Origin of the sequence: Paenibacillus sp. FSL K6-2393, from assembly GCF_038002545.1 — a bacterium.
GTDB lineage: Bacteria > Bacillota > Bacilli > Paenibacillales > Paenibacillaceae > Paenibacillus.
Genome location: NZ_JBBOCU010000001.1, coordinates 3,083,181 through 3,095,573 on the forward strand (window position 1 = coordinate 3,083,181; position 12,393 = coordinate 3,095,573).

Here is a 12,393-nt window from a genome sequence, read left to right on the forward strand (position 1 = left end):
GTACATATAACGATGACACAGCAAAATGCAGCATTTGAAGAACAATTTGGAGGGATTCCGGCCATTTGGCTTCGTTTTAATCAGTTTGAAGCGGCAGTTATTCCAAGCGTGGGTGCCAACCTCGTTGCTTTCCGTGATACAGAAAAGGGTTTCCGTTATTTGAGAGAGCCGAATCAGGATCAGATGGATGAGTTTATGGCTGCACCTGCGGTCTATGGAATTCCGATTCTTTCTCCACCGAACCGATATGAGGATGGGCGTTTCCCGTGGAATGGTAAAGTCTATCAGTTGCCTGTGAACGAACCGGCTACAGGTAACCATTTGCATGGATTTTTACATGATGCCGAATGGAAGGTCGAGGGATACGGTTCTGATCAGCTGGAGAGCTATGTGTTGCTTAGCCAGGACGTGAAAGAAGGGCATACATTCCATCAGTACCTGCCGTTTACGTTCACAGTGACGCTCCGTTATTCTTTGAGCAGCCAAGGACTTCAGCAGCAATTGATCGTCCGCAACAACGGGACTGAATATATGCCGAATTTGTTTGCATTCCACACGGCGATTGCAGTACCTTTTGCACCGGACAGTCAGGCCTCGGATTACACGGCCAAAGTTACGATTGGACAACGTCGTGAATTGAATGAGCGTTCTCTGCCAACAGGACAATTTCAACCGCTTACACCTGAGGAAGAACAATTGAAAAAAGACGGGGTTAGTCCGTTTTTTGCAGCCATGGATAATCATTACACTGCGGAGCCGCAGAATGGACGTAACTATATGGAACTTACGGATCACCGTACTGGAGACAAACTGGTATACGATGTGGGTACTTCGTACAAACACTGGATGATCTGGAACAATAACATGGGTGGCGAATTCTTCTGTCCTGAACCACAGATGAACCTGGTTAATGCTCCTAATGTTGAAGGCATTCCGGCAGAAGAAATCGGATTGATCGGTTTGGAACCAGGTGAACTATTCGAACAAAGCAGCCGATTGTATCCAATTGCATCACAAAAATAATTCACGCTCGTTTTGCGCTACGCTTACAATTTTGTCGAAAAGGTGAAAACCTGCTCGCAAATCATGTATAATATGACGAGATACACAAGCTTTGTAGAGACCCAAACCATCTTTTTGGAGGAGGACAAGCAAGTGGAATACCGCATTGAGAGAGATACGTTAGGCGAAATGAAAGTACCAGCCGACAGGCTGTGGGGAGCTCAGACGCAGCGCAGCAAGGAGAATTTCCCGATTGGCAGTGAACATATGCCGATGGAAGTGATCCGTGCTCTTGCCATTTTGAAAAAAAGTGCTGCGGCCAGTAACCATAAATTAGGTAAATTATCTGCGGCTAAGTCCGATGCCATCGCTTATGCAGCAGACGAGATTATTGCAGGCCGAATTGATGACCATTTCCCACTGGTAGTGTGGCAGACTGGTAGCGGAACACAATCCAATATGAACGTGAACGAAGTGATTGCGAATCTGGGGAACCAACTGCTGGAGCAAAAGGGCAAGGAAGAGCGTCTGCATCCGAATGATGACGTGAACATGTCCCAGAGCTCCAACGATACATTCCCAACGGCTCTGCATGTCGCAGGTGTTCTGGCTGTTGAGGATCAACTCTTGCCGGCCATTGCGGTATTAAAAGCCACTTTTGCAGACAAGTCGGAGGCATTCAAGGATATTATCAAGATTGGACGTACTCACCTCCAGGATGCAACACCAATTACGCTTGGTCAGGAGATCAGTGGTTGGGAAGCCATGCTGGGCAAGAGTGAGCGTATGATCCGTGAAAGTGTACAGTACCTGAAGGAGCTCGCGATCGGCGGTACAGCTGTCGGAACGGGCATTAATGCGCATCCGGATTTTGGGGACTTCACTGCCAAGGAGATTGGCAAACATTCGGGGAAAGATTTTGTATCTGCACCAAACAAATTCCACGCACTTACAAGTCATGATGAAGTTGTATATGCGCACGGTGCTGTTAAAGCGCTTGCAGCTGATTTGATGAAAATTGCCAATGATGTCCGCTGGTTGGCCAGTGGTCCTCGTAGTGGATTGGGCGAGATCCGTATTCCTGAGAATGAGCCAGGCAGCTCTATTATGCCGGGTAAAGTCAACCCAACTCAGAGCGAGGCCATTACTATGGTGGTTACGCAGGTCATGGGTAATGATGCAGCGATTGGTTTCGCGGCAAGTCAGGGTAATTTTGAACTGAATGTATTCAAACCGGTTATCATCTATAACTTCTTGCAATCCGTGCAGCTCCTGGCGGACTCCATTATTGCGTTTAATGACAAATGTGCCGTAGGCATTGAGCCTAACTTGGATCAGATTGAACATAATCTGAACAACTCGCTTATGCTGGTTACAGCGCTCAATCCGCATATTGGTTATGAGAATGCAGCCAAAATTGCGAAGCTTGCACATAAAGAAGGCTTGTCTTTGAAACAGGCGACGTTACAAACGGGTCTGCTTACCGAAGAGCAATTTGATCAATATGTCGATCCAGCCAAAATGATCGCTCCAAAGGCCTAAAATCAGCTAAAATGAGAAATATAGATCAATGATGAGGACGACCTGCTGAAGTAGGTCGTTTTTCTTATGCTTATCGATGAACTTAAAGCTTGTCAGACTATACGTATACATATAAACTACATATGCACCGTTTTAATTTAATTGAATGGATTCGTATATATTTGGAGGTTTCCGCGTTGTCAAAAACGAGAAGATTTACGATACGCTCCAAAATTTTATTGGGCTATCTTGTGGTTGTGCTTTTGTTTGGTGCTGTTCTGCTAGTGCTTACGGCCCAAATTAATGTGTTACAGAAGGAAAATGATTTTATCTCCCATCATGATCTGGAAGTACATAATCTGACCAACGCGATTGAAAAAAATGTCTTGAACATGGAGACAGGACAGCGTGGATTCATGATTACAGGCAATGAAAGTTACTTGGAGCCTTACTCCCAAGGCCTATCCCAGTGGAGTTCCAACTATGATCAGTTGAATGCTCTCATTAGCGATAATCCTTCACAACAGCAGAGTCTGCAAAACATCAAAGCTCATATTACACGCTGGATTGAGATTGCTGGGGAGCCGTCGGTGGACTTGAAAAAGCAAGGGGATCAAGCGAAAGTTGTTGCATTCTTTCAATCTGATCCGGGTAAAACTGAAATTGATCTACTGCGCTCTCAACTTACAACCTTCCGTAACACAGAGATCTCTCTGACCGAGGCGAGGGTTACTGAACTTGCCAGACGCAGTTCCACACTGCTGACGATTATGTACACGCTGTGGGGTATTATTGCAGCATTATCCATTGCAGCTGCGATTGTGATATCAGGAAATATCGTCAAAACGTTGCGAGATGTTATGCAAACCATCAGTGATATCTCCAAAGGTGGAAACCTGAAGCAGCGGATTCAGGTTCGGACACATGATGAAGTGGGAGACCTGGGCCACGAAACCAACAAATTACTGGATGAAGTACAGGAACAGAATCGGGTCAAGGACCAGATCACAGGCATTGCCACACTCTTACAGAACCCGACCAATCTGGAGGGATTGTCCCGCTTGTTCCTGAACGAGCTTGCCAAGTTGTTTGAAGTTCCCTATAGCGTTTTATATTACTGGAAAGACAATCGACTGCTGCGCGTGGCTGCATATGCTGGGGATGGAGAGAAAGAACGTTCGCTCGGTAAAGTGTCGCTTGCCCCGGGTGAGGGGCTTGTAGGTCAAAGTGCTGTAGAGAAGCGAGTTCTACGCATGAATGATCTGCCCCAGAACTATATCCGAATCTCTTCGGGGCTCGGGTATACATCTGCCACATCACTTACTGTAGTACCGATCCTGTTCGAAGGCAGAACGATTGCGGTTATCGAGCTTGCTTCGATGAAGCCATTGCAAGAGAATGATATGAAGCTGATGCAAGAACTGACGGACATTTTTGGTGTTTCACTACACTCGACCGTCACCCGCATGGAATTACAGCAATTATATGATGAGTCACAAGTTTTGAATGAAGAATTACAGGCACAATCGGAGAAACTTCAGGCTCAGACCGAAGAGATGCTGTCTCAGACGGAAGAACTGCAAATGCAGACTGAAGAGCTTCATATGCTTAATGATCGCCTGGAAATACAGAAGAGTGCTGCTGAGACATCAGCCAATGAACTTGCAGTTGTGGCGGATCAGTTACGAACAAGCTCGGGATACAAATCCGAATTCTTGGCGAACATGTCTCATGAACTGCGGACACCGCTCAACAGCATGCTGATTTTATCCGAAATCTTGTCTGAAAATAAAAATCAACACTTGAATAGTGAAGAGCAGAACTATGCTTCGGTCATTCACAAGTCAGGTAAAGACCTGCTGAATCTGATCAATGATATTCTTGATTTATCCAAGGTAGAGGCCGGGCAGATGAAAGTGGATTTTGATGATGTTTACCTGAGCAGTCTGCCTGAAGTCATGAACCAGTATTTCCTGAAAACAGCGGAACAGAAAAAAATAGATTTCCGAATTCAGCTCCAAAGCCCTTTACCGGAAACCATCGTGACTGACGAGATGAGAATGCATCAGATTCTCCGAAATCTGCTCTCGAACGCATTCAAGTTCACCAGTGAGGGTGAAGTTGCCTTAACGATCTCCAGAATGAGTCTGGCTCATCCTGAGGTGAAAGATCAAGAGACCGACGTGATTGCTTTCTCCGTCAGTGATACAGGGATTGGCATAGCGGAAAACAAACTTCTACAGATCTTTGATGCATTCAAACAGGCGGATGGGGCTACGGCACGTAAATATGGCGGAACAGGGCTTGGCCTGTCGATCTCTCAATCGCTTGCAACTTTGCTGGGTGGGTCAATCTCGGCAACAAGTCGTGAAGGACATGGCAGTGTGTTCACGCTGTTCCTGCCACTGCGAAGAGATGAACCAGAGACTATGAATGTATCGCGGTTGTTCTTGAATGAGGTGGCAAGCACTACACCTGAGATCAATAAACTTCCTTCAATGACTTCCGAACAATCGGATATTTTATTGACACCTCTGGAAGAGTCTTTGCTCAGTGGTCGTCAAGTGCTAGTCGTTGATGATGATATTCGAAATGTATATGCGCTGGCTAACGCTCTGGAGCAATACGGCATGAATGTCATCTCAGCTCAGAATGGGTACGAGTGTCTGGAATTGCTGGAGCGTGGAGGAGTCAAGCCTGATATCATCATGATGGATATTATGATGCCGGAACTGGATGGGTATGAGACGACTCGCCAGATTCGTGAACGGCTTGGCATGACTCAGCTTCCGATTATTGCACTGACAGCCAAGGCCATGAAAGAGGATCGGGAGAAATGTATTGCTGCAGGTGCTTCGGACTATCTCAGCAAACCGCTGAATATCAAAGATGTGTTATCCCGTATGAAATTATGGATGGATCACGAAACCATGGAAATCTGATTGTAGTTGAACTAAAGATTATTTACACGGACACTACGATGACAGAACAACCCTCCAATCGCTGTTATCCCCAGATTTTTTCGATTCCCTTTTTCAAAGGGGAAAATCCGGGGATAAAGGCGAACGCTTCGCTTTTTCAGGTTTTTTCTGCCCTCTCCGTTATCGTGTAAATGGATTACTTCAACATTATGTGGATCATAGTAACTTATAAAACTTATGCCAATTACAGGGAATTGCGCTGTAATTAGGTCATAGGTTTTATTTTTTTGCCATGTAAGCTTTATTCAGAAAAATGATGTTATAATACTTAACAACAAATAAAAGTTAAACGACTGAATATGGATTTAATTCGAAAAATAATGCGAAATTTAGTTATAGTAATCAGAATGACATAATATCGTGTTATATATATGGGAGGTAGTGTCCATGCAACTTACGGTTAAAGAGGCTTTACAGGTATACCCGTTGTCAGAGGCTAAACTGGTTGCGGGTGGAGAAGGGACTTCACGGATGATGAAATCCGTTAACGTCATGGACGCTCCTGATATCGCGGATTGGATCAAATCCGGAGAAATGTTGTTCACGACCGCTTTTATTATGAAAGACAGTGAAACAGATGCACTGCGTTTGATGCGACGCTTGAATGAACGTGGCTGTGCAGGACTCGGCATCAAGCTGGGACGTTTCTGGCAGTCCATTCCCCAAGGCATTGTTGAGGAAGCTGATCGGCTTCGTTTACCGCTGCTTGAGCTCCCCTTCCAATTCACCTTCTCCGACCAGATGAATGCCTTGTTCAAGGCTGAACATGAACGTAGTAACCGATTGCTGCATGAGGTTGTGCAGAAACAGAAAAAATTAATGCAGTTTGCACTGCAACAGCAGCCACATCGGAATGTGTTTGCCGAGCTTGCCACGGTGCTGAACTATCCGCTTGCCGTCATTGGTTCGCGTGGGCATGTGCTCTATGGGAGTGAAGGCATTGCAGGGGATGCTGTAACCCAAGGCTGGCCGTGGAAATCCGTCATGCACCGAGTGAAATGGAATCAGGGAAGTTGTCATCGCGTACCCATCAAGCAGAATGATGAAGAATACGGATCGTTGCTTGTGTTTACCGATTCAGCCTTATCCCTTCGAGCGGAGGAAGAGCTGTTCCAACAGGCTGCGGATGTACTGGCATTTTATATGGATATGACTTATCGCGAGCATATTAATCCGACTGTGCAAGATGAGATGCGTACATTGCTTTCACAGTATCTGGATAACAAAATGACCATCCAGGAATTGACCACTTTGAGTGAAAACAAAGGTGTACATCTGTTCCAGGGCACCTATCAGTGCGTATTGATTACACTTGAACCAACTCTGTTTGCCGAGGGAAAGCTGCTTAAACAGATTCATCGCGAGTTGCAATACAATCCGCTGATGCAATTCACGGCCTCACAGCATTTTCAGATCGAAGATGGCATTCTGTCCATCTACACCTGCCCAACAGGGCGAGATTATGGAGAGGAGCTGTCAAGTTTTCTCTTGAGCCGTTTCGGTGATGTTCTGGCAGCGCAAGAAGCGAAAGGAGCACCAGCTCCGCGTTTCTGGATCAGCAAAATGAAACACGAACCCAAATCGCTCCGTGAAGCGTATCAGGAGTGTCTGGACACACGGCAACTGGCTCGTCGATTCGGCATGAAAGACCGTGCTTTGCAATTTGAAATGCTCGAATTTGCTTACGTTTTTCAACATGTACCGGATAACATTATGGAGAATTACTGCAATAAAGTACTTGAACCGTTACTTGCCAGGGATGGTGATCCCAATCAAGTGCTGATGAATACGTTGGAGTCCTTTATCGAGAATGATGGACTGATCAATGAAGCTGCCAAGCAGCTGTTTGTGCATCGTAACACGGTCACTTATCGGATGGAGAAAGTCGGCAGCTTGCTGCAAATGGACTTTAAGAAAACGAATGATCTGCTCAAATTAAAGCTGGTATTCACCTTCCGCAAGTTTGTTCGGGACAAAACAGCTTCAAGACCGCACAATGTCCAACTCTAGACCGCACATTGTGCAACATGACAATGCTACCGGGTCATACCCCCAAGAACCGCATTCCCTTGATGGAGTGCGGTTTTTTAATGTTTAAGGACCACAAAAACTGAATTTCCCGTGCACAGCAAACAAATCGCAACTCTGATGTTATGTTATATTACAAAATTGCGTAAATATTGTTGTCGCGACATTGAACGACACTTAGAATGAAGAACAATAATCCACAACAGACCGGAGGTTTTAACATGAGCGACTTAATTAAACTTGTTAACAACTGGTCTATCACACAGTTTGTGCATACGTTTGGCGGCTTATTTGAGGAATCACCATGGGTGGCTGAGCGGGCCGGGCTTTTACGACCTTTTGATTCATTTGAACAGATGATGAAAGTGATGAAAAACGTGGTTCAGGCATCGGATGACCAGGTGAAGTTACAGTTACTTCGAAATCACCCGGATCTTGGAGCGCGAATCAGCATGAGCAGCAACTCCGTTCAGGAGCAGGCTGGTGCAGGACTTGATTCCCTCTCACAAAAGCAATACAACGAACTTCAACAATTAAACAAAGCATATACAAGCCAATTTGGCTTTCCTTTCATATTGGCCGTTAAAGGCCATACCGCAAGCTCCATCCTTGAATCCATGAGGCAACGTCATCGCCGAGGCAGGGAAGAAGAATTCGAGACTGCATTGAAGGAAGTCTTCAAAATTGCGGGCATTCGCTTGGAGCAGTGGCTTGCACAGATCGGTCATGAACATGAGTTTGTGAGCAAGCCAGCCGCAGTGCAGCAGCGGACGATGTATTACGGCAAAGGGGATGTGTGGATGTACCGTTCCTACGCCAAACCGTTGACCGGTGTACAGTCCATTCCGGAATCTCCGTTCATGGGACGCAGCAATATTCTGTTTGGATTAAACATTAAGGTCGCTGTGCAGGGCGATGAATTCTTGCCTTCTTTTGCAGAAGGAGATAATTCGCTGGTGGTCGCAACCGATTCGATGAAAAATTTTATTCTCAAACATGCAGCGGATTACACAGGGGCGACGGTGGAAGGATTTCTTGCACTGGTAAGTCGGCGTTTCCTGGAGACGTATCCGCAGATGAGCAAGGTTCAGATGACAGCGGACCAAATTCCTTTTGAAGATATACCGATTGGATTGGAAGGAAGTTATCGACCGAGTGCGCTCGTATTTCGTTATTCGCAGAATGATCGTGCAACAGCTGCCGTGGAAGCAGAACGAACAGGAGACTCGATTGAACTAAGCAACCATTTCAGTGGTGTAGCCGATCTGAGACTGATCAAGGTCAAAGGCAGTGAATTTGCCGGATTTATGCAGGATGAATATACCACTCTTCCAGAGACATGGGATCGACCGTTATTTATTTTCCTGAACATTAATTGGCGTTATGAAGATCCGAGAGATGGTATGGATGATCAGCGTGGAAGGTATGTAGCGGCGGAACAGGTTAGAGACTTGGCTGCTGCGGTATTTCATGAGTGTCGATCCGCTTCCATTCAACATCTGATCTACCAGATTGGACGAAGGTTGTTAAGCCGATTTGAGCAACTGAGTGAGGTTTCATTTGAATCCAACAATCGGACGTGGGAGACAGTGCTGGAGGAAGTGAAAGAAGGAGAAGGCAAAGTATTTACCGAGCCGAGACCACCTTATGGATTCCAGGGTTTCTCGATGACAAGGGATGATATGGCAACAGACGGCCGTGACTCCGGGAAAGAAGGTGACGTCTGATGTCGATATCTGGTGGACGAATTACAACACATGTGCTGGATACATCCAAAGGTGTCCCAGCTGCGGGTGTTCGGATCGAACTGTATACCCTGAAGAGGAATGGAGAACAGGAAAGCAAGATAAAAGTGGCTGAGTCGTTGACCAATGCGGATGGGCGTTTGGATGCACCGCTGCTGGATGAAGGCAAGTTGGAGCCAGCCATATATGAGCTTCAATTCCATGTCGAGAGTTATTACGCACAGCGTTCGTTGGAGGAGCTGGGGCAGGCATTATGGACGATTGTTCCGATTCGTTTTGCCGTATCTGATGCCTCAAGCCATTACCATATTCCATTATTAATTGCTCCAGGAGGTTACAGTACATACCGGGGAAGCTGAATATGCACACATCCGGTTCTGATTCAGGGGGAGGGTCATCCACATGACAACATTTGATACCATCATCCGGGGGGCCCGGGTGGTGCTGAGAGATCGGGTAGAACAACTGGATATTGGCATTACTGGTGAGAAAATAACGGAACTATCCACGCGGCTGACTGCTGGTGAAGCGACTTGCATCATAGAAGCTGAGGGGCTTACAGTGATGCCGGGTGTCGTGGATATTCATGTACACTTCAATGAACCTGGACTCGCCAGTTGGGAGGGGTTCCGATCAGGTTCGGCAGCCCTTGCCGCAGGGGGAATCACCACCTATGTCGATATGCCACTTAACGGCGTACCACCAACCACGAGACCGGAAGCATGGGAAATGAAAATGAAAGCAGCGGCAGACCAATCGTATGTTGATTATGCCTTCTGGGGAGGCTTGGTTCCCGGTAACCGTGAGGAACTTGCTCCACTGGCAGGGTTGGGTGCTGCCGGATTCAAGGCATTTATGTCCGAGCCGGGAGGCGAAGGGGAAGACATCTTTGCCAGAGCTGATGACCATACACTGTTGGACGGGATGCATGCAATTGCAAAAATAAACCGTGTGCTGGCACTTCATGCAGAGGACGAAGGCATCGTTGCCGAACTCGGCGCGAAAAGCATTGCGGAGGGAAAGACTGGACCGATGGATTATATCCGGTCGCGTCCTGTGGAAGCTGAAGTCGTCGCAGTTGCCCGAGCGTTGAAATATGGTGAACAGACCGGGTGTGCGCTGCATTTTGTGCATATTAGTACCCGGGAAGCGCTGGATCTGATTGCAGAAGCCAAGCGGCGTGGGCAGGATGTCACTTCGGAGACTTGCCCTCATTATCTGACACTGACCGAGCAGGATGTGGTCCGATTGGGTGCTGTAGCGAAATGTGCTCCACCTCTTCGCAGCTCTTCCGAGCAGGAGCAGTTGTGGGATGCACTGACGTCAGGATTGATTGATGTTATTGCCTCAGACCATTCTCCATGTCCGCCATCCATGAAACAATCTGATAACTTCTTCGAAATCTGGGGAGGCATATCGGGGGCACAAAGCACGCTGCTAATCATGCTGGAGGATGGACATCTTCAGCGTAATATCGACCTCCCGTTGCTCGGAAGAGTTCTCTCCTTGCAACCTGCCAAAAGGCTTGGTCTGGAGAGTAAAGGGGAGATTGCCATTGGCAAGGATGCAGATCTGGTCCTGATTGACTGGGAGAAGAGCACAATCCTGAACACGGAGGATCTGCTCTATACGCATAAACAGAGTCCTTATGTGGGACGTACATTTAAGTGTCGCATTGCAGAAGTATTCTGTCGTGGGCAACGGGTATATAACTCGGAATCCGGATTATCTCCTGAACCGATCGGGCAGCACATTACAGCCCACTCCTTTAGTCCCATCGAAGCGGGAACGGAGGAGACGTCATGAATGAGTCTGGAGTATACCGGTCATCCGGTACAAATAACGCACCTCTTCCTTTGCCAAATGTGGAACAGGTGGAGCTGCAAGCCATGCTTGACTGGCTGTCGACCTATGGTGCGGATGCACAGGGCGGCGTCACACGACTGTTGTATGACTCGGCTTGGTGTGAAGCACAAGGTGCTCTTGCTGCCAAAATGCAGGAGAAAGGGCTGTCTCCCGAATTTGACCAGTCCGGTAATCTGTATGGCACACTCAAGAGCGAGAGTAAGGAATCAGCGACTGGTGCTGAAGAATTACCGATTGTGACCGGATCACATATTGATACTGTGGTGTATGGTGGCAAGTATGATGGTGCTTACGGTGTGGTGGCGGGTGTCCTTGCTTTGGAGTATTTGCAGAAGCATTTCGGAGCACCTAAGCGCACACTTCAAGTGGTATCGTTATGCGAAGAAGAGGGAAGCCGATTCCCTTTTGCGTATTGGGGTTCACGCAGTATAACAGGAATAACGTCTCTGGAAGATGTAGATCATTTGAAGGATCAAAACGGCGTTACCTTTGCACAAGCGATCCGGGATGCGGGCTTTGGACCCGATAGTGCATATAGACCTGCCGCGAAAAATTACGGTGCCTTTATTGAGCTTCACATTGAGCAAGGTCAGGTTCTGGAACGTCTCGGACATTCGATTGGAGTTGTATCCGACATTGTAGGTCAGAAGCGGTTCAGTATTACCGTAAGTGGAGAAGCGAATCACGCAGGAACGACACCGATGTCTTGGCGCAAAGACGCACTTGCAGGAGCAGCCGAGATGATTACTGCAGTAAGGAATATCGCATTGGAAGCAGGAGAACCGCTGGTAGCCACGGTTGGGCGAATCACAGCCGATCCGGGTGTTGGAAATGTGGTTGCAGCACGGGCGGTGTTTTCATTGGATATCCGCCATATCCGGCAGGAGAGTATTGATCGGTGCTGGCAGGATATGCTTCAGGCTTTTAGTCGAATCGCAGCCGAGCAGCAGCTCGGACTGGACTGGGAAGAACATCTGTCGGTAACGCCTATTCCTATGAATGCAGAGATGATCTCAGACATTCAGGATACCTGTGAGCAGGAGCGGTTGTCCTATTGGCTAATGCCAAGCGGCGCGGGACATGATTCGCAGATTTTTCAGCCGGCTTGTCCAACAGCCATGATATTTGTGCCGAGTCAGGACGGTATCAGTCATAATCCACTTGAATATACAGCTGAAGCAGACCTGATGCACGGTTTTCGGGTTCTGGTACGGCTACTCTATAAATACGGTTACGGGAGTTGAATGAAG

8 protein-coding genes are annotated in these 12,393 nt (G+C 47.3%); all 8 read left to right on the forward strand.

The window, feature by feature from the left end; genetic code table 11:
• Window positions 1–12: 12 nt before the first annotated feature.
• The 8 genes from MHI14_RS13800 (at window position 13) to MHI14_RS13835 (ending at window position 12,387) form a co-directional block, all read left to right on the forward strand.
• Window positions 13–1,023 carry an aldose 1-epimerase gene (locus tag MHI14_RS13800; RefSeq protein ID WP_074095412.1) on the forward strand — a complete coding sequence of 337 codons (1,011 nt, stop codon included), beginning with the start codon at window positions 13–15 and terminating at the stop codon, window positions 1,021–1,023.
• Window positions 1,024–1,155: 132 nt separating this feature from the next.
• Window positions 1,156–2,544 carry a class II fumarate hydratase gene (fumC, locus tag MHI14_RS13805; RefSeq protein ID WP_341130540.1) on the forward strand — a complete coding sequence of 463 codons (1,389 nt, stop codon included), beginning with the start codon at window positions 1,156–1,158 and terminating at the stop codon, window positions 2,542–2,544.
• Between the two features lie 176 nt (window positions 2,545–2,720).
• Window positions 2,721–5,465, forward strand: a complete 2,745-nt coding sequence (locus tag MHI14_RS13810; protein ID WP_341130541.1) for a CHASE3 domain-containing protein — start codon at window positions 2,721–2,723, stop codon at window positions 5,463–5,465.
• Between the two features lie 426 nt (window positions 5,466–5,891).
• Window positions 5,892–7,514 (forward strand): PucR family transcriptional regulator, encoded by a 1,623-nt coding sequence (locus tag MHI14_RS13815; RefSeq protein ID WP_133385142.1) that lies wholly within the window; start codon window positions 5,892–5,894, stop codon window positions 7,512–7,514.
• Between the two features lie 239 nt (window positions 7,515–7,753).
• A complete protein-coding gene (gene pucL, locus MHI14_RS13820) occupies window positions 7,754–9,259 on the forward strand; it encodes a factor-independent urate hydroxylase (RefSeq protein WP_341130542.1) in 1,506 nt (501 codons plus the stop codon).
• Window positions 9,259–9,636: a hydroxyisourate hydrolase gene (uraH, locus tag MHI14_RS13825; RefSeq protein ID WP_091029530.1), complete on the forward strand. Its 378-nt coding sequence runs from the start codon at window positions 9,259–9,261 to the stop codon at window positions 9,634–9,636. The genes pucL and uraH overlap by 1 nt, the downstream gene beginning before the upstream one ends.
• A gap of 43 nt (window positions 9,637–9,679) precedes the next feature.
• Window positions 9,680–11,083 carry an allantoinase AllB gene (allB, locus tag MHI14_RS13830; protein ID WP_341130543.1) on the forward strand — a complete coding sequence of 468 codons (1,404 nt, stop codon included), beginning with the start codon at window positions 9,680–9,682 and terminating at the stop codon, window positions 11,081–11,083.
• The gene (locus MHI14_RS13835; protein WP_341130544.1) at window positions 11,080–12,387 is read left to right on the forward strand and encodes a M20 family metallo-hydrolase; all 1,308 of its coding nucleotides are present in this window, start codon (window positions 11,080–11,082) and stop codon (window positions 12,385–12,387) included. Before allB ends, MHI14_RS13835 begins: the two co-directional genes overlap by 4 nt.
• Window positions 12,388–12,393 lie beyond the last annotated feature (6 nt).

Bases quoted from the DNA above. Each gene is read 5' to 3' on its own strand.
- MHI14_RS13815 (WP_133385142.1), top strand. From the start codon at position 5,892: ATGCAACTTACGGTTAAAGAGGCTTTACAGGTATACCCGTTGTCAGAG.
- uraH (WP_091029530.1), top strand. From the start codon at position 9,259: ATGTCGATATCTGGTGGACGAATTACAACACATGTGCTGGATACATCC.
- MHI14_RS13800 (WP_074095412.1), top strand. From the start codon at position 13: ATGACACAGCAAAATGCAGCATTTGAAGAACAATTTGGAGGGATTCCG.
- pucL (WP_341130542.1), top strand. From the start codon at position 7,754: ATGAGCGACTTAATTAAACTTGTTAACAACTGGTCTATCACACAGTTT.
- MHI14_RS13835 (WP_341130544.1), top strand. From the start codon at position 11,080: ATGAATGAGTCTGGAGTATACCGGTCATCCGGTACAAATAACGCACCT.
- allB (WP_341130543.1), top strand. From the start codon at position 9,680: ATGACAACATTTGATACCATCATCCGGGGGGCCCGGGTGGTGCTGAGA.